This window comes from Bacteroides celer, from assembly GCF_002632415.2.
Lineage (GTDB): Bacteria > Bacteroidota > Bacteroidia > Bacteroidales > Bacteroidaceae > Bacteroides.
The window spans coordinates 5,798,016-5,821,715 of the sequence record NZ_CP178209.1 but is presented as its reverse complement, the minus strand read 5'-3'; the positions used below and the strand labels follow the sequence as shown (position 1 = coordinate 5,821,715).

General features: G+C 42.4%; 16 protein-coding genes. 11 read left to right on the top strand and 5 right to left on the bottom strand.

The features are described from left to right. Window positions 1–130 precede the first annotated feature (130 nt). Together CJF29_RS23140 and CJF29_RS23135 are read right to left on the bottom strand one after the other, a co-directional pair. On the bottom strand, window positions 131–1,078 hold the full coding sequence (locus CJF29_RS23140; protein ID WP_074558842.1) for a FecR family protein: 948 nt from the start codon (window positions 1,076–1,078) through the stop codon (window positions 131–133). A gap of 165 nt (window positions 1,079–1,243) precedes the next feature. Then, a complete protein-coding gene (locus tag CJF29_RS23135; RefSeq protein WP_004298079.1) occupies window positions 1,244–1,810 on the bottom strand; it encodes an RNA polymerase sigma factor in 567 nt (188 codons plus the stop codon). 394 nt (window positions 1,811–2,204) lie between these two features. Here CJF29_RS23135 and CJF29_RS23130 point away from each other — a divergent pair, with 394 nt between their 5' ends. The 4 genes from CJF29_RS23130 (at window position 2,205) to CJF29_RS23115 (ending at window position 7,464) form a co-directional block, all read left to right on the top strand. Then, window positions 2,205–2,828, top strand: a complete 624-nt coding sequence (locus CJF29_RS23130; RefSeq protein WP_004322532.1) for an HU family DNA-binding protein — start codon at window positions 2,205–2,207, stop codon at window positions 2,826–2,828. Window positions 2,829–3,084: 256 nt separating this feature from the next. After that, entirely contained in the window at window positions 3,085–4,338 is a 1,254-nt protein-coding gene (locus CJF29_RS23125; protein ID WP_255299320.1) for an AraC family transcriptional regulator, read from the top strand. A 53-nt stretch (window positions 4,339–4,391) separates the two neighbouring features. Then, on the top strand, window positions 4,392–6,071 hold the full coding sequence (locus CJF29_RS23120; RefSeq protein ID WP_099146088.1) for a leucine-rich repeat domain-containing protein: 1,680 nt from the start codon (window positions 4,392–4,394) through the stop codon (window positions 6,069–6,071). A gap of 508 nt (window positions 6,072–6,579) precedes the next feature. Continuing rightward, window positions 6,580–7,464 (top strand): D-isomer specific 2-hydroxyacid dehydrogenase family protein, encoded by an 885-nt coding sequence (locus tag CJF29_RS23115; RefSeq protein WP_099146087.1) that lies wholly within the window; start codon window positions 6,580–6,582, stop codon window positions 7,462–7,464. On the opposite strand, the gene CJF29_RS23110 is transcribed toward CJF29_RS23115, so the two are convergent. After that, entirely contained in the window at window positions 7,447–8,235 is a 789-nt protein-coding gene (locus tag CJF29_RS23110) for an aspartate dehydrogenase domain-containing protein (RefSeq protein WP_099146086.1), read from the bottom strand. The genes CJF29_RS23115 and CJF29_RS23110 overlap by 18 nt on opposite strands. A gap of 182 nt (window positions 8,236–8,417) precedes the next feature. Between CJF29_RS23110 and CJF29_RS23105 the strand changes: the two genes are divergently transcribed. The 6 genes from CJF29_RS23105 to CJF29_RS23080 all read left to right on the top strand — a co-directional run bounded on the left by CJF29_RS23105 (window position 8,418) and on the right by CJF29_RS23080 (window position 20,791). Continuing rightward, window positions 8,418–10,061, top strand: a complete 1,644-nt coding sequence (locus tag CJF29_RS23105) for a DUF6377 domain-containing protein (RefSeq protein ID WP_099146085.1) — start codon at window positions 8,418–8,420, stop codon at window positions 10,059–10,061. Window positions 10,062–10,271: 210 nt separating this feature from the next. Next, a complete protein-coding gene (locus CJF29_RS23100; protein ID WP_099146084.1) occupies window positions 10,272–13,277 on the top strand; it encodes a SusC/RagA family TonB-linked outer membrane protein in 3,006 nt (1,001 codons plus the stop codon). Continuing rightward, complete coding sequence (locus CJF29_RS23095) at window positions 13,277–14,812, top strand: RagB/SusD family nutrient uptake outer membrane protein (RefSeq protein WP_008023874.1); 1,536 nt, start codon at window positions 13,277–13,279, stop codon at window positions 14,810–14,812. Before CJF29_RS23100 ends, CJF29_RS23095 begins: the two co-directional genes overlap by 1 nt. Window positions 14,813–14,842: 30 nt before the next feature. Next, on the top strand, window positions 14,843–16,333 hold the full coding sequence (locus CJF29_RS23090) for a glycoside hydrolase family 30 protein (protein ID WP_009040968.1): 1,491 nt from the start codon (window positions 14,843–14,845) through the stop codon (window positions 16,331–16,333). A gap of 22 nt (window positions 16,334–16,355) precedes the next feature. After that, window positions 16,356–18,353, top strand: a complete 1,998-nt coding sequence (locus CJF29_RS23085) for a DUF5125 domain-containing protein (RefSeq protein WP_099146083.1) — start codon at window positions 16,356–16,358, stop codon at window positions 18,351–18,353. A gap of 191 nt (window positions 18,354–18,544) precedes the next feature. After that, the gene (locus CJF29_RS23080) at window positions 18,545–20,791 is read left to right on the top strand and encodes a glycoside hydrolase family 3 C-terminal domain-containing protein (RefSeq protein ID WP_176553105.1); all 2,247 of its coding nucleotides are present in this window, start codon (window positions 18,545–18,547) and stop codon (window positions 20,789–20,791) included. Between the two features lie 237 nt (window positions 20,792–21,028). Here the strand turns inward: CJF29_RS23080 and CJF29_RS23075 are convergent, their stop codons facing one another. Both CJF29_RS23075 and CJF29_RS23070 read right to left on the bottom strand, forming a co-directional pair. Next, window positions 21,029–22,114, bottom strand: coding sequence for a helix-turn-helix domain-containing protein (locus CJF29_RS23075; RefSeq protein ID WP_176553104.1), 1,086 nt, complete (start codon window positions 22,112–22,114; stop codon window positions 21,029–21,031). A gap of 109 nt (window positions 22,115–22,223) precedes the next feature. Beyond that, window positions 22,224–22,436 (bottom strand): hypothetical protein, encoded by a 213-nt coding sequence (locus CJF29_RS23070; RefSeq protein WP_234131693.1) that lies wholly within the window; start codon window positions 22,434–22,436, stop codon window positions 22,224–22,226. 351 nt (window positions 22,437–22,787) lie between these two features. Here CJF29_RS23070 and CJF29_RS23065 point away from each other — a divergent pair, with 351 nt between their 5' ends. Then, window positions 22,788–23,597, top strand: coding sequence for a Fic family protein (locus tag CJF29_RS23065; RefSeq protein ID WP_099146106.1), 810 nt, complete (start codon window positions 22,788–22,790; stop codon window positions 23,595–23,597). Window positions 23,598–23,700: the final 103 nt, after the last annotated feature.

Below are 23,700 nucleotides of genomic sequence, written 5' to 3'. Positions count from 1 at the left end.
TTGATACTATTTTTCATGTTTAATGGATTAATTTTATCGACTTACATACAACCAAAGGATTGGGCGATTCTTTGGTTGTTTCTTTATATAATTACTAACTGTTCTTCATAGGCTCCTTTCTTTCAAATGGTTAATAAATAGTGATTTTATCTTTATGTATCTCGTATTTGAACTTGTATTGCAGACTCAATGAATGAATCACATTCTGTATGTTTTCGTGGCGGAAAGAGCCGGATAATAAATCCTGTCCGATTTGGGGGCATCTTAGCTCGATCTCTACTCCATACCATCTCTCTATCTCCTCAATGACATCTATCAAAGGTTCGGAGTCGAATATCAAATAGTCGTCGCACCAGCCGGTTTCCACATGAACGTCAGCTTGGGTTATTTTGAGTGCATTGTTGATACTGGAGTAGGTCGCTTTCTCGCCGGGAGTAAGAATATACTCTTGTGGAAAGGAGCCGCCTGATATTTTAATCTGTCCGGTGAGCAGGGATGTTTCAACAACGCCTTTTTTATAAGTATTTACATTGAAACTAGTTCCTACTACCTCGATTTGCAGGCCGTTGGCTATCACTCTGAAAGGACAGTCGGGATTCTTTGCCACATCAAAAAAGGCTTCTCCCGACAGTTGTACTAATCGTTGTTTGGAGCTGTTTACATCGTACGTGATAGTGGTGGCACCATTCAGTTGCACTTTTGTTCCATCTGGTAATATGATTTCCGATTTACTGCCCGATTTTACATTGGCAGTTATCATTTGTTGTGTTTCCGGGGTATTCAATAAAGAATAAACGCCGAGAGAAGAAGTCACAAGCAGGGCGATTACAGCAGCATATTTGGTAATCTGTATCCAACGCCGTCTCCAGATAATCTGATGCATTTCTTTTCGTATCTGTTTTTTCATCATGGGAGGCATCCCGATTTCCGTCGTAGCATCCTTTTCCATATCTATCATGACATTCCAGAGTTCCTCATCCGGAATGTGATTGAGTTCTTCCTTGAACTGTCCGAAGTCTGTAGGAGAAACTCCTTTTTCAAGATACTGACGGTATAAATCTTTAAATAGTGCTTTCATATTTATGGGTGTTTCTATTGGTTATACGTGAATGAAATAGGGGAGTACTATGATTTCTTTATGTTCTATAACATAAAATTAGGAAATGTGAAATAACCTGTTAGGTGGTATCTTGACTTGATGGGATAAAGAAACTACTTCTGACAGCCGTTATAAAGAATACTATTACAGGAAGAAAATAAAGAGAATATTATATTTCATCATTTCGCTGCGAAGAATCTTCAGGGCGGAAGTCAGATAGTTTTTCACCGTTTGTTCGGAGAGATCCAGTTGTTCGGCTATTTGCTTGATGGGGATATGTTTCTCCCTGCTTAATTCATAAATCTCGTGTTCCCGTTGTGACAGAACTTTCTTCGATTGTTGGAGTTGTTGCAGGAATTCGTCGTACAATAAGATATCTTCCGGTGATACGTCAGTTGCCTGGTTCTCGCAGTATTCCATAAAATCCTCGAATTGCAGTTCGTTGACCTGTTTGCGGAAATAATCGATTACCTGATGTTTGGCAATAGTGAAAATAAAGGCTTGCAGATTGCCGAAGCTATTCAACTGGTTACGGTTGTCCCATAGGCGTAAAAATGTATCCTGAACAATATCCTGTGTCAGGGAACGATTTTTTAGTTGTTTAAGAACAAAGCTGTAAAGTCGGTCGGCATAGGCTTCATAAATCTGTGTAAAAGCCTGGTAGGAGCCGTTGCGTAGTTCTTTTATGCACTGTATTTCGTCTATTTTCATCCTTTCTGCAATAGAAGTAGGTCGGGCAAATGTACTGAAATAATTTAGAAATCAACAAATCTATGTGAATAAATAAAGAGAAACCGATGTCCGGTAGTTGGCAGATGAATTTTATTTTGCAATCATATTACAATCATATATTGAGCTTTATTGTGCCGTCTCTTGCTTTCCGCTAATTAATTTTGTATCTTTACTGTTTTTTACCCTTGTAAAGACAGGTGGTCACCTTATGCAGTGATAAATATCACCTTATAAGGTGACATTAGGCTGTTTACAAAGTGACTATTGTCCCGTTACAACCGGACAACTACCCGAGTGCATAAACAATGATAAATCTCTGCACTGAAAATCTTTATTCTCTGCACTGAAAAGTCTTAAATATAACAATAAGATTATGGCCTTTTACAATTTAAAGAAGAAGCCTGCCTTGACTACTAAGGAAGGAGAAACGGAAACAATGTATGCCGACATTGTCTACAGTGGAACGATTCCGGCAGAACGATTGATCCGTGGCGTTGCTAAGAGAACCGGATTTAAGGAAGGAGTGATAGAAGGTATCCTGATGGAACTGAAAGACGATGTATTGCAATATCTGGGTGAAGGATACCGCGTCGAATTGGGAGAGTTCGGTTTCTTTTCAGCCAAAGTGAAAGCTTCCCGATTGGTAGCAAATAAGAATGATATTCGTTCTGAATCCGTAGCTTTCAACGGGGTGAATTTCCGTGCTTCCAAGAGTATGCGTGTAGGTATTCGCGGAGATTTGGAGCGTAGAAAGTGTGTCGATTTCAACACTTCGCGTAAGTGGGGCAGAGACAATCTGAAGAAACTCGTCCTGCAATATATCGGAGAGCATGGCTTCATCACAAGAGCCACTTATACGCAACTTACAGGACGCCTGAAGAATACTGCATTGGACGATCTTAAATCTTTTGCAGCCGAAGGCATTATCAAACGAGAGGGACGGGGTAATCAGATGCATTTCATTGCACCGCCACGAAAGGAACCGGATGGCGAGTAGTGAAATCTAACGGAATATCGATGGAAACCTTTGCCGTACAAGATTGGAGATTGGGAACAGAACAGAGAAATGAAGAGGTAGTATCTGCCCGAATGGATTGAATCAGTGCAAAATGTGGTATAAGTATGATGTATGGCTAAAAAAATACAGTACCTTTGGCTGTGAATACAGGTAAAACGGTGATGAGGTGTCTATGAAACAGCCTTACAGTGGATTTCTCGTCCGAATGTTGTTTGACCGATAACACAACTATAATATGTTGGATATCATATACTACTTCAATATCTTCGGTTGTCTGACGATGGGGATGGCTCTACTGTTGATTCAAACAGCCCCACAGCTAATAAACCCGCACTACCGCAATGCCAAACGATTCCTGGGTATTGCATCGATTATCGTGGCTCTGTGCAATGCGCTTATCCTTTACAACAGGGTGCAGGAGAGCGTTGCCGAGATATTTGCAATGCCTGTGCTCGTTGCGGCACAGTTGCAGGCGGCGCTTTTTACTTTTATTGTGCTGATACTTTTTCATTCACCATACGTTTGCCGGCGAAATATTTTGCGACACCTCTGCCCGACATTGTTTTTTGTGGGACTCTATCTATTAACGATACTTCTATTTCCTGATGTGAGGATCTATTCGGTGGATGAGTATATAGCGAATATCACGAATCCGGTTCTTTTGTTAAGAACTGTATTTGCGGCTACTTATCTGACGCAGATCGTGATTTACGTCCGTTTATTCCGGCGTGAGCAACGGAATTATATGGCCAAGATTGAGAACTATTTCTCCGACACCGACAAATATGAATTCCGGTGGGCTTCGAGACTGTTCTACGAGGCTGCCTGTATCGGCATTGCCGTTCTGGTGTTCAGTATATTCCCTGCCCCATTATTCGACGGAATAATTACGGTGGTGGTTACAGTGTACTACTTTAACTTTGGAGTGAGGTATATCAACTACCAATACAAACTTTACTATGAGGCTTTGCCCGCGATAGAGGAGAAGGAAGAATCGCAGCCGACAAAGGAGAGTGAAGGAGACAGGGAACTGGAAGATGAAATGGCAAAACTATTATTGTATCTCCAGCAGGGTGTTGTGCTGGGCGACTATGCCGAGGCTCTGCATATCCCGGAACGGAAACTATCTGTATTCATCAATTCGACTTACGGGGTGAGTTTCAAACGTTGGGTGAACAATAAACGGGTAGAATACGCCACAGAGCAAATGGCGAAACATCCGGATTATACAATGGAGAGGATTGCCGAGCTTTCGGGTTTTGCCCACAAAAGCCATTTCTGTAAAATCTTCCGGGAGATAACAGGGGATCCTTTACCGAGTACAAAAATAGATAACACCTCCAAACTGTTGTATATTTGGCGATACAGCTTGTTCCAACATACAATAAATCCACAAAAACACTTGTGTTGCACGTTTCGACGTCAGATATGCGTAAACGTGCACCAATCATCCAAAATTTTCATTATATTTTTGCTGCGTAGGGCATAAACCGCTCTGCGCTTTTTTGTTTTCCCATGAATATTAATCAAATATAAAACAACATGAAAAAGATTTGTTCTTTGTTAGTGCTATGTGCAACAGTAGTCTTTGCTTCGTGCAGCAAGGACGATCCGGTAACGGAGCCCGTGCCGGAAGGTATCACCGTCACCACCTACGACGCCCTGCTCGACGCCCTGCAGACGGGCGGCACCTCGGCCGACGCTCCGACACTCGTCACGCTGGGCGCCGACATCACGATACCCGCGGGAGGTGACTACAACACCCCTCCCATAAACGGCAGCGGCCACTTCAAGATAGACGGCGGCCACACCCTCACCTGGGAAGGGGAAGGCAACAACTTCCACTTCCTCGGCAATTCCAGCCCCGACGCCGATGCCGTTTATATCGAACTCACCAATATCAATCTGGTCCGACAAGGTATGAACTCCGCGGTAGGTGTTTACAACGGCAGGATTACGCTGGGCAAAGACGTGGCATTGAACGGGCAATATGAAACCATGATTGTGGCTGTCGGCGAGAAAGCGGCATTGGAACTGGGTGACGGCTGCGAATTGTCTTGCACGGCAGTCAGCGGTTCGTGCTGTGTAAGCGTCTGGTATGGCGCCACCCTCGTGCTGAACGGGGGAAAGACCGCTGCCGGGGCTTACATAGACCTATACAGCATTTATAACCCGACCGTTTCCCATCCCCTTATCTCCGTTCCGAAAGCCCTCACGGGTGATGTGCATCTCCTTTTCACCACGACCGGTGTAACCTCCATCGCCCAAGGTGCCGGCGGTTACCAACTGACGCAGGCGGACTGCGACCGTCTGAAAGTGGATCCGGAGTCAATGGTCAGCCTCTATGGAGAGCCGCATCAGAAGTACGACGACAACTTCGAGCTTTACCTCGACCCGGCGGCGGAACATCAAATCAAGCTGCGCCTGAAGAATTTCACACCCCCCACTTCCGGCAACATCGACATGACCTCCATGACTGCCGACGAAGCGCAGCTAACCATCCTTGCCGCCCTCGCCGCAGGCTTCACCGAAATCAAGCTGACGGGCGAACTTTCCAAAACAGGAATTGGCGGTAACTGGGGTACGTTTATCAATAATAAAAAAATCACGAAATGCGACCTCACCGGAGTGACGGACTGGGGTAGAAAGCCAACTCTACCCGATGTCGCCTTTGCGAATTGCACCGCCTTGCAGGAGGTGACGCTGCCCGATGATATGAAGGTAATCGGAGGTAGTGCTTTTTCAGGTTGCACTGCGCTGACTACGGTGAATCTTTCGCAGGTTACTTGGATTAATCTAAACGCATTCTGGGGATGCACTTCATTGGAGACGCTCGCTTTGGATAATGTGACTGCGATAGGCCAGGAGGCTTTCTACGGATGCACGGGCCTCGAAACGCTCAAAATACCGAAGTGTACCGAGTTCGGCACTTATATCGTAACGGGCTGCCGCAGCCTCACCCGGATAGAAGCCACCGCAGCCGGAAATTTCGTTGACATAAGTGATGGTCGCAGCAGTATAGAGCGCACCGCCGTTTTTCACAACAGAGACAGTCATTACGGAGATAGCGCATTCAATCCCGCCAAGTGCGACCTCGTGCTGAACGCCGATAAGAAGCAGGGTGGCAATGCCGCCCCCAAAGTCTCCAGCGACAACGAATGGCTTATGATGCCCAACGGCCAACTCATGAGATGGAATAGCATCACCTTCGGGCAGCAGTAATCCGCGCCTTTCCCGAAGTTGAACTTCGAGGCGGTCTGATTTATTTTTTGAAATCCAATTTTATGCCTGATGCGGTAGACGACATATGTTGTCGTAAAAAGATTATATCTTAATTAGTAGTCGATTAAAAACGCTCTGCCATCGGCAGATTACAAAATATATCTCCGCCCAACTTACAAAAAGGGTCTCTACTGTCAAATTGCAGGGATCCTTTTGCTTTATACAATTTACTCCGCATGACTTAGGAAAGCTGTCCTCTGTCAAAAGGAAGATTATCGAATAACGGAGTTTTTTTTACTGTCGAATTGTATAAAAACCGGTCGTGAGTTTGTTTCCTGAGAGAATTTTGTTACTTTTGTATTCGAAAGAGTTACTTGAAGATACAACTCTGCAAATCGCTAAAATGCGCACAGTTACCAAATTGTTATCTCTCAATTCCCCAAATTATGCAAAGTGTTTATTCTTCAATTGGTTATCTTAACCGCGAATAATCTAAAATAAAAAAACGATGTTTCAGAAACTTGTAGCTATAGAGCCGGTCAGTCTGGTTCCGTCGGCCGAAAAAGCGTTGTATTCATTTGCCGGTCAGGTGGTGATGTATCCTGACATACCCGTGAATGATGATGAAATCATTGCCCGTATCGGAGATGCTGATGCGGTGCTTTTGAGTTATACCTCCCGTATCAACCGGTATGTACTCGAGTGTTGTCCGAATGTGAAATACATTGGAATGTGTTGTTCACTCTATTCTCCCGAAAGTGCCAATGTCGATATTCGCTATGCTAATGAACGGGGTATCACGGTGACAGGTATTCGGGATTATGGTGACGAGGGAGTAGTGGAATATGTAGTCAGTGAGTTGGTGCGCTGTTTGCACGGCTTTGGGCAGGAATCGTGGGAGGAGTTGCCTCGTGAGGTCACCGGATTGAAAGTCGGAATAGTCGGACTGGGTAAGTCTGGCGGCATGATAGCGGATGCCTTGAAATTTTTTGGTGCTGATATTTCATATTATGCCCGCAGTGAGAAAGAAGTGGCTACTGCCAAAGGATATCGCTTTTTGCCATTGAGGGAACTCCTGGCAGAGAGTGAAGTCATTTGTTGTTGCCTTAATAAAAATACGATTCTGTTGCACGAAGAGGAATTTAAGCAGATGGGTAACCGGAAGATCTTATTCAATACCGGTTTGTCGCCGGCATGGGATGAGGCTGCTTTTACTGAATGGCTGGAAGGTGATAACCTTTGTTTTTGTGACACGATAGGCGCGTTGGGGGGTGAGCAACTGCTCAATCATCCGCATGTACGTTGTATGCAGGTGTCTACTGGCCGCACGCGTCAGGCGTTTGACCGCCTGAGCGCAAAAGTGTTGGCCAATCTGTCAGAATACAATGGGTGATGCGATATTAATCAGGGTGCTCACTACTGACCACCCTGCAATATCCGATGTGGCACTATAAATGTCTACTACGGCATGCACCTGGTCATTTTTGATTTCTACTCTTTGCGTATCTCCCACAAATCCGGGAGTAGACTGTATGGATACCTGCATGTTCTCCGGACCGACAGAAGCTCGTGAGGCGGCAACTGTAACATTCACTTTGGTTGGAAAGAGGCGAATAGCTTCCGCAGCACTACCGGAGAAAACAGTACGTTGCTCCGTTTGCAAAGAATCATCATAAACGGGAGTTCCTTTGAGTCCATTAGGACCTTTTTCATTGAAGAAGCGGGCCGTTGTATTTCCCATCAGAGAGGCAGTTCTTAAAACATCGAATCCACCGGTAGCTCCGGATGCAATATAGACCCGTGTACCATTTGCTCTGGCGGTTTCTGTCACTTCCTGATAGAATGTCTCGTCTGCCAAAGCACCGATAGACAAGGTAATGACAGAGGTTCCGTTTCTCAATGCCGGCAAAGCCAATTCCCGCATAGCGGCAGGAGAGGCCGATTCCACCAGATAATCTGGTTTTAATGCCAATAACTCTTCCAATGTGGCGCAAGCAATGCAAGGCTTGCCATATTGCTGCATTTTATGAACGATGTGCGCTGCTTTTGAAGCTGTACGTGAATAGACACCTACCAAGTCATAATCTGGTAATAAGCCTTTGACAACTGCATCCGCAACGATTTCTGCAAGTCGTCCACATCCTACAATGACTAACTTTTTCATGCAACAAAGATAATACTTTTATTGGTAAGAGCTTCGGCTGGTAATATGGTATTTATTTTTATCAGGTATGTATCCGGGGGTTGTTCCTTTAATTTATGAACTATTTGTAATAAGATTACGAAGATTTTCTCTACATTTGTCTTTATTAATCTTGTAATCTTCTATTAAAGTTTAATACTCCGATGAAAAAAAAGTACCTGATATTTCTTTTACTTCTCTCTTTTCCATTATATACCCGGGCCGATAAGACCCTGGACTCACTGTTGAATGTGCTTGATTTGACGATTCAAGAACATGAGACGTATGTGGTTCAACGTGAATCACGTATCAAGCATCTTAAAGAACTGACACACGGAATAGAACCTAATTCTGCGGAACAGTACAATCTGAACAGTCAGATATACAAAGAATATAAAGCTTTTATTTGCGACTCTGCCATCCATTATTTGAATGAAAATATCCGGATTGCAGAGCGCTTGCATGATGCAGACCGGAAGATAGAAAGTCAGTTGCAGCTTTCGCTATTATTATCATCAACTGGAATGTATAAAGAGTCTCTTGATGTGTTGGAATCGGTAGACCGTCGGAAAATCATTCCTCGTTTAATAGCCGATTATTACACCTGCTTTGACCATGTGTATGGCGAGTTGGGCGTTTATACACAGGATAAAACCCTTTCGGGACGTTATTGGAGTATCTCGCAGGCATATAGAGATTCATTATATGCTATATTGCCTCCGGAATCGGAAGAATACCTGCTGATGCGTGAAGCCTCATTTCGCGATCAACGCCAGTATGAGGAAGCCCTGAAAGTGAATGATCTCCGGTTGACGAAAATAGAACCATATACTCCCCAATATGCGATGGCTACTTATCATCGTTCTTTGATTTACAAGTACAGTAATGATAGTCTGGGAGAGAAACGGAATCTTTGTCTTTCTGCTATATCGGATATTCGTTCTGCCATTAAGGACCATGCTTCGTTGTGGATGCTTGCCCAGCTACTTTACGAAGATGGTGATATGGAACGTGCGTACCAATATATGCGCTTTTCGTGGAATGCGACCAAGTTCTACAATGCCCGTTTGCGTAGTTGGCAGAGTGCTGACGTGCTTTCATTGATTGATAAAACCTATCAGGCAATGATTGAAAAGCAGAACGACCGTCTTCAACAGAACCTGCTGCTTATCACTGCACTGTTGGTGTTGTTGATTGTAGCTTTGGGATATATCTACTGTCAGATGAAAAAGCTGGCAGATGCAAGAAATCATCTTCAGGTAGCTAATAAGCAGTTAAACGGATTGAATGAGGAGTTGAGGCAAATGAATAGTTGCCTGTCCTCTACCAATGTCGAACTCTCAGAGTCCAATCAGATTAAGGAAGAATATATTGCCCGTTTCATCAAGTTGTGTTCTACTTATATCAACCGTTTAGACGCTTACCGGCGGATGGTGAATAAGAAAGTGTCCGCCGGACAAATTGCGGAATTATTAAAGATAACGCGTTCCCAGGATGCTCTTGATGAAGAACTGGAAGAATTGTATGCTAACTTTGATACAGCCTTTTTGCATCTCTTCCCTAACTTTGTGGGAAAATTCAATGACTTATTACAGGAAAATGAACAGATTTTACCGAAGAAAGGCGAGTTATTGAATACTGAACTGCGCATCTTTGCTTTGATACGTCTGGGTATTGAAGACAGTTCACAAATTGCGGAGTTTCTTCGTTATTCGGTGAATACAATTTATAATTATCGGGCGAAAGTAAGGAATAAAGCCCGTGGATCGAGAGAGGATTTTGACGATTTAGTGCGAAAAATTCGCTAATTCGGACTGTAAATCAACCACTTTTTTAGGTATACGTTTTGAATGTAAATGGGTGAAAATAAGTGGATTATCGTTTTGTATGATCCACTTATTGCCCCCTCCTTGTTAGCTCACTTTAATTTCTTTATACTTTTGACCTGTGCTTCGAAAGTAATGAGAGTAGCCCATTGCTGACGAGCGTCTTATTATTAACTTTAAAACTTAGTACGCATGAAAAAAAACAGGCGAAAAATCCTTTCGGGGAGTCGCAAGATTTTCTTTGCTATCTTGGCAATGTTTTTATCTTTGAGTGCATCCGCACAGCAAATTACTGCATCCGGTCAGGTCCTGGATGCTCAAAAAGAACCGCTAATCGGTGTTAGTGTACAAGAGAAAGGTACGTCTAACGGAGCAATAACCGATTTAGATGGCAACTTCACATTAAACGTTAAGCAAAACGCCATTTTGATATTCTCTTATGTGGGTTATAAGTCGCAGGAGGTAAAGGCAGCCCAACAGATGAAGATCACACTTCAGGAAGATAATGAAGTGCTTGATGAAGTGGTGGTCATCGGTTATGGTTCGGTGAAACGGAAAGATGTGACTACCGCTATCTCTTCCGTATCTACCAAGGATTTGGATATGCGGCCTATCGTTTCGGCAGGACAGGCCATTCAAGGTAAGGCAGCCGGTGTCTCGGTGATTCAGCCTAACGGTACGCCGGGCGGTGAAATGTCTATCCGTGTTCGTGGTACTACTTCAATGAATGGTAGTAATGATCCGCTGTATGTAGTAGATGGAGTGCCCGTAGACAATATCAAGTTCCTTTCTCCGAATGATATTGAGAGTATGCAGATATTGAAAGATGCTTCATCGGCATCTATCTACGGTTCGCGTGCTGCTAACGGAGTCATTCTAATTACTACGAAGGCCGGTGCAGCCGGTAATGCCAAAGTTTCTTTGACAGCCCAGTTCGGTCTGAACAAAGTAGCCGATAAAGTAGAATCCCTGAATGCAGCACAATATAAAGAATTGCAGGATGAAATCGGACTAGTGTCTTTGCCGGACGGATTACCCGATCGCACCGACTGGTTTGATGAAACGTATACGACCGGAAAGACTCAAAATTATCAGGTAGCTGTATCCAATGGTAATGAGAAAATGAAATATTACCTTTCTGCGGGTTATCTCAAAGAACAGGGAGTGTTGGACATCTCTTATTACAAGCGTTACAATTTCCGGGTAAATCTGGAAAATCAGGTTCGTAAATGGCTGACAGTAAGTGCTAATATCTCTTATTCAGATTATACAAGCAATGGAGGCGGAGCAATGGGAACAGGCTCGAATCGGGGTGGTGTTATTCTGGCTGTTATCAATACACCGACTTATGCGCCGGTGTGGGATGCTTTGAACCCTAATCAGTATTACAATAACTTCTATGGAGTGGGTAATATCACAAATCCATTAGAAAATATGGCCCGCGCGAAAAATAACAAAGACAAAGAAAACCGCTTGTTGGCATCGGGTAATATATTGCTGACTCCATTTCCGGAACTGAAGTTTAAGTCTACTCTTACTCTTGACCGTCGCAACGCCGTTAATACCACTTTTCTTGATCCGATTTCTACTGCTTGGGGCCGCAATCAGTATGGTGAGGCTTCGGACAATCGGAATATGAACACAGTGCTGACATTTGATAATGTATTGACTTATAATAAAAACTTCAAGAAACATGGCTTGGAAGTAATGGCCGGTTCGTCATGGACGGATTCAGACTATTCAAATAGCTGGATCAACGGTTCACACTATCGTAGCGATCAGATTCAAACATTGAATGCTGCCAATAAAATATCTTGGGATAATACAGGTACAGGTGCATCTCAATGGGGAATTATGTCATTCTTCGGACGTGTAGCTTATAACTTCGACAGTAAATACCTGGTAACGGCTAATCTTCGTGCCGATGGTTCTTCTAAATTGCATCCCGATCATCGTTGGGGCGTATTTCCTTCATTCTCTGCAGCCTGGCGTATTTCTTCGGAAAAGTTCATGGAGAACCTGACATGGATTGACGATTTAAAATTGCGCGGTGGCTGGGGACAAACCGGTAACCAGTCGGGTATTGGTGACTATGCATATTTGCAGCGTTACAATATCGGTCGTATCGAATGGTTTAAGAAAGGCGGCGAAGGTGATTCTACTGATTATGCAAATGCTGTTCCTACCATTAGCCAGGCCAACTTGCGTACATCTGATTTAACATGGGAAACCACGACACAGACCAATATAGGTCTGGATCTGACCATATTGAATGGACGGTTGACGTTTAATGCCGACTATTATTATAAGAAGACCAAAAACATGTTGATGAATGTATCATTACCTGCCGGTGCCGCAGCCGCTACGTCTATTGCCCGTAACGAGGGTGAAATGGTAAATAAGGGTTTTGAGCTTTCTATTAGTTCGAAAAATCTTCGTGGAGGAGCATTTACATGGGATACAGACTTCAATATCTCTTTTAACCGGAATAAATTGACAAAACTGGAATTACAGAAAGTTTATTACGATGCTAAAACTGCGGATGTGGTGAATGACTATGTGGTACGTAATGAGCCGGGCCGTGCTTTGGGAGGTTTCTACGGTTATATAAGTGATGGGGTAGATCCTGAAACCGGTGAATTGATGTATCGTGATTTGAACAATGACGGTAAAATATCATCTTCCGACCGTACCTATATCGGTGATCCGAATCCGGATTTCACCTATGGTATGACTAATACCTTTTCATGGAAAGGCTTTAACTTGAGTATCTTTATCCAAGGTTCTTATGGAAACGATATTTATAATGCTTCACGTATTGAAACGGAAGGTATGTATGATGGTAAGAATCAGTCGGCCCGTGTATTGAATCGTTGGAAAATACCCGGACAGATAACAGACGTGCCTAAGGCTAATTTCAAATTACTCAATTCTACCTATTTTGTAGAAGATGGCAGTTATCTAAGATTGAAGGATGTTTCCTTGTCCTACAACGTTAAAGGTAAACTATTGAAGAAATGGGGAATTACCCGTTTGCAGCCTTACTTCACGGCTACTAACCTGCTGACATGGACCAGCTATTCGGGAATGGACCCGGAAGTAAACCAATGGGGTAACAGCGGTACGGTACAAGGTATCGATTGGGGTACTTACCCGCATTGCAGATCATACGTGTTTGGTATTAATGTTGAATTCTAATGAAAGGAAAGATTATGAAACTAAGAACTATATTTTACGGATTAACCTCCGGCTTGCTATTGGGACTTTCTTCCTGCTCGCTGAATTATGAGCCATTAGACACCTATTCGGATGTGACGGAGGGAGTGACAAGTGATGGTACAAAAATCGTATTCAAGGATAAAGCTGCAGTTGAAAGTCATCTGACAACACTTTATAATCAAATGCGTGACCGTCAGGAACATTGGTATGTGGATTTACTTTTGATTTCAGACTCCCATTCGGATAATGCTTATGCCGGTACTACCGGAGCGGAAGTTGTTCCGTTTGAGAATAACTCTATTGAAGGTTCCAATTCTGTGTTGGAACGTGACTGGAACCGTTATTTGGAGGATGTGGCCCGTGCCAATAAACTCATTTGTAACATTGACCTGGTGACAGATAATTCGTTGACTACTGCCGAACGGGCGCAATACAAAGCAGAAGCGAAGATATTCCGTGCCATGGTAATGTTCGACATGGTACGTCTGTGGGGTGATTTCCCTGTGATTACAACGGTGGCTGATGATATTACTTCTGAAAACATTGATGAGGTATATCCACAATATTTCCCCAAACAAAATACGGAACTTGAAGCTTATCAGCAGATTGAAAAGGATTTGTTGGATGCAGTATTGTATGCTCCGGACAATACGCCGGGGAATAAGACGTTGTTTTCTAAATCTGTAGCTCGTACCTTATTGGCTAAAATATATGCCGAGAAACCTTTGCGTGATTATACGAAAGTTATCCAATATTGTGATGAGGTGAAAGCAGACGGTTTTGATCTGGTAGATGATTTCAGTGATTTGTTTGGAATGAATGCTGCGGGAACAGATGCAAAGATGCGTAATACAAAAGAATCGATTCTTGAAGCACAATTTACATCCGGAGCAGGTAACTGGTGTACATGGATGTTCGGGCGTGATCTCGTGAACTGGAATAACAATTTCACGTGGGCGAAATGGGTGACTCCGTCACGTGACCTGATTAGTGCTTTCAAACAGGAAGGGGATGAAGTCCGTTTCAAAGAATCAATAGTCTATTACGATTGTAATTGGAGCAACTATTATCCGTCTGATAATTATCCGTTCATGTATAAATGCCGCTCTGCCAACAGCAGTATCATCAAGTACCGTTATGCCGATGTCCTGTTGCTGAAAGCAGAAGCGCTGATTATGCAGGATACGCCGGATTTGGAAGGAGCCGCCGATATAATAGATGAAGTGCGCGATCGTGCCAAATTGGGAGCACTTCCCACCTCTGTCCGTTCAAACAAAAACGTCCTGCTGAATGCTTTGCTTAAAGAACGTCGGTTAGAACTGGCTTTTGAGGGACAACGATGGTTTGATCTGGTCCGTCTGGACAAGGTAGAAGAGGTGATGAATGCAGTGTATGCTAAGGATTCAGGACGCAAAGCGCAGATTTACACTTTTGATAAGAACTCTTATCGTTTGCCAATTCCGCAGTCGGTAATCGACGCGAATGATAAGATTCACCAGAATCCGGGTTATTAATTCAACTAAAAACATAGAAAACTTAAGATTATGATAGACATGAGAAATATAGCATTGACCTTTTTAGGATGCTTCACCATATTAGCTGCATGCAGCAACAGTGACGATGCGGAGAAACCGGTTACACCTGTTCCGACCGGAGATGTGACTATTTATGCGACCACTAGCAGCCTGACTCGCGATTTGACCCGTGATGCCGTTAATTTCAGCTCGAAAGATAATTTGGCACCTACTTCAATCACATTGAACCCAACTGAACAATATCAGACAATGGACGGCTTCGGAGCTGCTATCACAGGCGCCACTTGTTTTAATCTTCTGCAAATGAAACCGGAAGATCGTCACGCCTTCCTTACGGAAACATTCTCTGACGACAAAGGCTTCGGATTTAGCTATATCCGTATCTCTATCGGCTGCTCCGACTTTTCATTGAGCGAATATACCTGCTGTGATACGAAAGGTATTGAACATTTTGCTTTGCAAAGTGAAGAGAAAGACTATATCCTTCCGATTCTGAAAGAGATTTTGAGCATCAATCCTTCTATTAAAGTCATTGCCGCCCCTTGGACTTGTCCAAAATGGATGAAAGTAAAGAGTCTCACAGATCTTACTCCGCTGGATTCATGGACAAACGGTCAACTGAATCCAGCCTATTATCAGGACTATGCCACTTATTTTGTGAAATGGGTACAAGCATTCAACGCCGAAGGCATTGATATTTATGCTGTAACTCCCCAGAACGAACCGTTGAACCGTGGTAATTCCGCTTCACTTTATATGAGTTGGGAAGAACAGAGGGACTTTGTGAAAACAGCACTCGGACCTAAATTCAAGGCAGCCGGACTGGCTACGAAAATTTATGCATACGATCATAACTATGATTATAGTGATATTGCAACAGAAAAGAACTACCCCGGTAAGATGTATGAGGACGCAGCTGCTTCCCAATACCTGGCCGGAGCTGCTTATCACAACTATGGCGGGAATCGCGAAGAGCTTTTAAATATACATAAAGCCTATCCTGAAAAGGAACTTCTTTTCACGGAGACTTCTATCGGAACATGGAATAGCGGACGTGATTTGTCGAAACGATTGCTGGAAGATATGAAAGAAGTAGCATTGGGTACGATCAACAACTGGTGTAGGGGAGTTATAGTGTGGAACCTGATGCTTGATAATGACCGTGCTCCTAACCGTGAAGGCGGTTGCCAGACTTGCTACGGAGCGGTGGATATCAGTAATAGCGACTATAAGACAATTATCCGCAACTCACATTATTATATCATCGCCCATCTCTCAAGTGTGGTGAAACCGGGAGCGGTACGTATCGGTGCATCCGGCTATGCTGATAGCAATATCATGTATTCTGCTTTCGAGAATCCGGATGGAACATACGCTTTTGTACTGATGAATAATAATGAAAAGACTAAAAAGATAACCTTAAGTGATGGTAAGCGTCATTTTGCTTATGATGTTCCGGGCAAATCTGTGACTTCCTATCGTTGGGCAAAGTCGGAATAAGAACTTTAAAACGATCAAGACAATGAAAAAAAACAGTTATATTATATTGGCTTTGGCAGGAATGTTATCCATGAATTCCTGTAATGATGACGAATTCTTGCCCGGTAATCCGAGTATGGAAATCAAAGCAGAGAATGCAGATGCTCTTTTTGGTGACAGTCTTCCGTTTACGATTAAAGCCTCGGATGTGGATGTGCCTCTTTCTACGTTGAAAGCACAGCTTTTTTATGGAGAAGAACAAGTGTCTGAAACGGTCATCCGTACAAAGACAAGCGGAAATGACTATACTGGTAAAATCTTTGTTCCTTATTATGCTAATATTCCTAATGGAAAGGCAACTTTGAAATATATTCTTCAGAACATTCATTTTACTACCACAGAAATGACGAAAGAACTCGCTCTGGCACGACCGGACTTCCCCTATCTGACATTAGTGGATGAGGAAGGAAAAGAGTACCGGATGGAACGTCAATCCATGTACAAGTATAGTGTGACAGGAGACTTCTCGCAAAAGATGAAAGCGTATATCAAGACTCCGAAAGTGGGAGAGAATGGGAACGAACTGACCTTCGGCTGGGAGAATGGAACGATTGAAGCCGGTTCTACTAATGCTATCTCATTTTCTAATACGGAACCGGGAAATTATGCTATCAAGTTTAATACGTTGACTTACGAGGCAGAACCATTTGCCAAGTTAAAGGTGAACGGTGAAGATATGGAATTGGTAGAGAATGATATCTATGCAATCAAGTTGACTTTGAAGAAGAATGACATTCTAGCGTTTGAAGGGGTGCCTGATTATGATAATTGGTGGATAGACCAGGATTATTTTGAAAAGCAGGAAGATGGAACATTGAAATTCCTGCCGATTGACGGAAGTTACCAAATAACAGCCAATGGTAAAATGAAGTATTTCTCTGTCATTGCTTTGAAGAATGGTGAGGCTGCCAAGTTGCAGGATGATGGAACAGGTGCTATTTGGGCTATTGGAACAGGAATCGGTAAACCGTCGGTGGCACTTTCTGAAGTAGGGTGGACTCCGGAAAACGGTCTGTGTATGCCACAGCTTACTGCGAAGAAGTATCAACTGACATTTATAGCTGGCGTTACCATGAAAGTGGATGATATTAACTTTAAGTTCTTCCATATCAATAAATGGGACAACGGCGAGTTTAAGGGTGATGCTATTTCTACAACGAGTGAATTGGTTAAAATCTCATCGGACGGAAACTTGGGACTGGAAGAAGGTCAGAAGTTCGAAAGAGGAGGTATTTACAGGTTTACAGTTGATGTGACGAAAGGCAATACCAAGGCTGTGTTGACAGTGGAGAAAGTAGGGAAGGTAGATTTACCTGCATCGGATATTTTCTTTGGTAATGATAAGATGGAGGTGACAGATACTGATATATATAAGTCGGAACAGGTGTTTACACAAGGACAAATGATAACTGTCACGGGCATTGATAATTTGAATGAATGGTGGATCGATCCTGATTTCTTTGAGAAACAAAGTGATGGTGCATTGAAGTTCCTGCCGATTAACGGAGATTATCGGGTGACAGCTAATGCTGTTTTGAAGTATTTTTCTGTAATGGCTTTGAAAGATGGTAAACCGGCCAAATTGCAAGATGACGGAACGGGTGCAATCTGGGCTATCGGGAAAGGAATCGGTAAGCCTTCTGTTGCGTCTTCCGAAGTAGGTTGGGAGCCAGGTAAAGCGCTCTGTCTGGCGCAAGTTGCTCCTAAAAAGTATCAGCTAACCTTGAAAGCTGGGGAAACGTTGAAGACTAGTGGTGACCCGGAAGTGATTAGTTTTAAGTTCTTCCATCAAAATGATTGGGGAGGAGAATTCGGCAATTATGCAAACTCTATTTTAGTGGAACAGCTTAAACTTGCAGATTCTGGAAATTTGGAAATGCAGGATAATAAAGCATTTGAAGAAGGAGCTGTCTATCGATTTACCATTGATGTAACGAATGGTAATGCAAATGCTGATCTGAAGGTTGAGAAAATAAATTGATCTGAAGATTGATGCCGGATTTTTATTGAACCTATCCTGAAAGGGTATGATGAATTGTACCCTTTCAGGATTCATCTTTGGTCGGAATAATGTAAAAAACATTAATAAACCCGTCCGCAACTAGGAAATATCCCCTGTTTGGGAGTCTATATAAATAAAGTATTAATTCATTTCTTATATCATCAATAAACATGAAACTCAAAACAATGTTACTTGGCTTGTCTGTGATGACTGCGTTGCCTGCCTTTGCGCAGAAGCCCGTGTATCTGGATACCGGTAAGCCTATTGAAGAGCGAGTGAAAGATACATTGAACCGGATGACCCTTGAAGAAAAGGTGAAGATGATTCATGCACAGTCTAAATTTAGTTCGGCAGGCGTTCCCCGCCTCGGAATCCCCGAAGTATGGGCTACCGACGGTCCTCACGGTATCCGTCCGGAAGTGTTGTGGGATGAATGGGATCAGGCGGGATGGACAAACGACTCTTGTATTGCCTATCCGGCACTGACGTGTCTTGCTGCTACATGGAATCCCGAAATGTCGCATCTTTATGGGAAAAGTATCGGTGAAGAGGCGCGTTATCGCAAGAAAGACATCTTGTTGGGTCCCGGTGTGAATATCTACCGTACTCCCTTGAACGGACGTAACTTCGAGTATATGGGAGAAGACCCGTATCTATCCGCCACTATGGTGGTTCCTTACATCAAAGGTGTACAAGAGAACGGGGTAGCTGCCTGTGTGAAGCATTATGCATTGAACAATCAGGAGTTCAACCGTCATACCACTAATGTGCAATTGAGTGATCGTGCTCTTTATGAAATATACCTGCCTGCTTTTAAAGCGGCTGTTCAGGAAGGTGGAACATGGTCGATTATGGGCTCTTATAATCTTTATCAGGGACAGCACGCTTGTCACAACAAACGTCTGCTTAAAGATATTCTTCGTGATGAATGGGGTTTTGATGGCGTTGTAGTGTCCGACTGGGGAGGTGTGCACAACACCGAACAGGCTATTCACAATGGTATGGACTTGGAATTTGGTTCCTGGACGAACGGACTGTCTGCCGGAACGAGAAATGCGTATGATAATTATTACCTTGCTTTCCCTTACCTGAAACTGATAAAAGAGGGTAAAGTAGGAACAAAGGAACTGGACGAAAAGGTTAGCAATGTCCTTCGTCTGATATTCCGTACTTCAATGGATCCGCACAAACCGTTCGGCTCTTTAGGTTCTCCCGAGCACGGACAAGCCGGACGTCAGATTGGAGAAGAAGGTATTGTATTGTTGCAGAACAACGGTAACGTATTGCCTATCGATTTGAATAAAACGAAGAAAATCGCAGTGATCGGTGAAAATGCGATAAAGATGATGACTGTGGGCGGTGGTAGTTCTTCTTTGAAAGTGAAATATGAGATTTCTCCGTTGGATGGACTGAAAAGCCGTGTGGGCTCAAAAGCGGAAGTGGTATATGCCCGTGGGTATGTAGGCGATCCGACAGGAGAGTATAACGGTGTGAAAACCGGTCAGGATTTGAAGGACAACCGTTCGGAAGATGAACTGCTCGCAGAGGCTTTGCAAGTGGCTAAAGATGCCGACTATGTTATCTTCTTCGGTGGCTTGAACAAGAGCAATCATCAGGATTGTGAAGATTCGGACCGTGCTTCTTTAGGTTTGCCTTACGCGCAGGATAGAGTGATAAGCGAACTGGCAAAGGTGAATAAAAACCTGATTGTTGTCAATATCTCCGGCAATGCAGTGGCTATGCCTTGGGTGAATGAAGTGCCTGCTATTGTTCAGGGTTGGTTTCTAGGTTCGGAAGCCGGAACAGCTCTTGCTTCCGTATTGGTGGGAGACGCTAATCCTTCAGGAAAACTTCCTTTCACTTTCCCCGCAAAACTGGAAGATGTAGGTGCTCATAAACTGGGCGAATATCCGGGTAATAAAGAAGAACTGGCACAGTCTAAACATAGAGGGGACACCATTAATGAAATCTATCGGGAAGATATTTTCGTAGGTTATCGCTGGGCGGATAAAGAGAAAATCAAACCGTTGTTCCCGTTTGGACACGGATTGAGCTACACTACTTTCGCCTATGGAAAACCCTCGGCTGACAAGAAAACAATGACAGCAGATGATACCATTTCTTTCACAGTCAATGTGAAGAATACAGGCACTCGTGAAGGTCAGGAGGTTGTTCAGCTTTATATCAGTGATAAGAAATCCTCTCTCCCTCGTCCGGTAAAAGAGTTGAAAGGTTTCCAAAAAGTGAAACTGGCTCCGGGAGAAGAGAAAACGGTAACGCTGACGATTGATAAGAAAGCATTGAGCTTCTTCGATGATGCCAAACACGAATGGGTGGCCGAACCGGGCAAGTTTGAGGCAATGATCGGTAGTTCATCCAGGGATATTAAAGGTACTGTACCGTTTGAGTTGAAATAGGTAGATGTTTGGTTAGAGATCTTTTTTTAGGAGATGAAGGCGGTTCCGGGTACAGGAGCCGCCTTCTTTGTTTATAGTCAGGATAGAACTTACTACCATTCATCCTTAATTTGTATTATCTTCCCATATAGGAAAAAGTAGCTTTAAGTTCGATGAGAAAAGGATAAAATCGAATTTGTCCACAAACTGTGGACGATTTGCATGTTCCGTATCGGGTGCTTACCTGATTTGAAGCGATTATATCCATTCTTCCTCCTCTTCTTCCTCTTCCTCAAATACTACTTCTTCTCCAGAATATTCTTTAAATAATTGTATGATAGCATCTTGTATGTGTTCATGGATATTTCCAACGATCATGATAAACTCTTGTTGTTCATCCTCTGTATGCAAACTCTTGAATTCTTTATCTCTCATCAAATCACTACATAAATCGCCTACCATATCGTCACGATCTTTATTGTTAGCAATAAATTTTTTTAAGTTAGTTATATAAATTCCTTTTTCTGCATTTTCCTTTATAACCGTCATTGCATACCGAAATGCTTTGGTAAAATGTTCTATATCATAATCATATTTTTCGCTAATATGATTATACCAATAGGATAAACTTTGTTCTTCATCATATCCGTATGGAGTAAGCGTATAGTTGTAAAGTGGATAATACATCTTATAGTTGATAATATCACCACACTCATTCACTGCCCAATCACCAAATACTTTGACATTCTGATTTTCTGCATCATAATATGTAAATGCAGCTTTAGCAACTTTCTGTTGTCTAATGTTCTCCAAAATATCACATTCTTCTTCGGTAACTAAATCTATTTCACACCCCAATGCTTTAGCTATTTTAGATAAAATGTCGAAACTTGCATTATAACGTCCATTCTCTATTTTAGCAACATTGGTACGATCAATCCCGGATGCTTCAGCTAATTCATTCTGTTTCAAACCTTTCATTGTACGAAGTTTTTCAATTCGTTCTCCCAATCGTCTACGGTTACTATGGAGTTGTAATCTTCTTAATTGATCAAATATCCGTAACTCACAATCAGAATTCCTAATATCAGTGCTCTGCATGATTTCTTCAAGGATTTTTTCTATGAGATCGTTCTCAAGAAGACTGCATATTTCTACACCTTTTTCACTTCTTATTAACAAATAATCTCCATCTGTACAGATATATTCAGGATGTTTGTTGTATCCATTAAAATCTACCCATTTGTATTTTTGAATAATGTCTTGAATATCTGTAGGATACTCTTCACTTTGATTCATGTATTCACGTAGATCTTTAATGCTCTTAATGTCATAACTATTCATTTGTATTTTTGCAGAATTTATAGATGTTGCCCCCCATCTTTTAATAAATTAATTTTTAATGCATTGCAAAGATATATATAATTAAATAAATGTGGCATATATGCCACATTTATTTAATGCTGATTATCATATAGCTTATTGGGGTATAGTACTGAATCATTACAGAATCGAATAATTTTTCCCACTGGATATCTATTTCCCACCTTTTCAACTCCCCTTTCATCTTTTCTCTGTTTCCTCGATGAATAAGGAGTTTACGGGTGAAGGGCAACAACTTCACCATCTCTTCACCAGTAGCGATTAGTTTCAAGAATTGTTTCAAGGCTTGAAACACTTTGTTTCAAGGTTTGAAACTAATTGCGAAATAGCTTTATTAATCTTGCTCAATGGTGTACGAGTTTGAGGCAATCATCGGTAATGCATCCAGAGATGTGAAAGGTGTGCTGTTTGAATTGAAATAGGTTGATGCTTGGTTAGAGATTCTTTTAAGGAGATGGCGGCAAGTTTGGGTATTCGCAAAATGCTAAGTGGTTGTAACAAATCGACTTAGTGTTTTTTTATTACCTACATTTTCTCTGTGTTTGCAAAAAATAGTAAGAAAATAGTCGTTTCGCTTGGTAAAGTGTTGTATCATAAGTAATTTTGGGAAAAATAACAATCAAGGTAACCTATGATGGAAAAGGGTATTTGGCAGGAAATAGAGGAACTGTATATGGAGTTTCAGCAACTCGGTATCAGTCAGTCGGTGAACTATGAGAAGTACTACCTCTATTCTCTTATTACCCATTCTACAGCCATTGAAGGTTCTACACTAACCGAAATGGATGCACAGCTTCTTTTTGATGAAGGTGTAACAGCTAAAGGAAAGCCGTTGGTATATCATCTGATGAATGAGGACCTGAAGAAAGCATACGAGTTTGCCAAAGAGGAAGCGCAATGTAATACTGCAATAATTCCTGCTTTCTTGCAGAAGTTAAATGCTACTTTGATGCGGACAACAGGGGGGATACATAATACAATAGGCGGCTCTTTCGATTCTTCCAGAGGAGAGTTTCGTTTGTGTGGTGTTACGGCTGGTGTAGGTGGGCGTTCTTATATGGGTTATCAAAAAGTATCTGCTAAAGTAGAGGAGCTTTGCTTCCTGCTGCAGGAGCGGCAAAAGAGTGTGGAAACATTTCGTGAACAATACGAACTAAGTTTTAATGCTCACCTCAATTTAGTGACTATTCATCCTTGGGTGGATGGCAACGGGAGAGCAGCTCGTTTATTGATGAACTACATTCAATTCTGCTATCATCTTTTTCCCGTTAAGATTTTTAAGGAGGATAGGGCAGATTATATCCTTTCTTTACAACAAGCACAAGATGATGAAACCAGCCAGCCTTTTTTGGATTTCATGGCAGTGCAATTGAAAAAATCACTGTCTCTGGAGATTCAAAAATATAAAGACTTTCACGATAAAGGATTTAGCTTTATGTTTTAATCTTGTAGGGTTTCTTTTGATAAGACTTCCACCCATTTGTATATCGTGTTGTTTTAAGTATTAATACTTGAGTCATAGGCTATTAATACTTTGTATCTAGGTT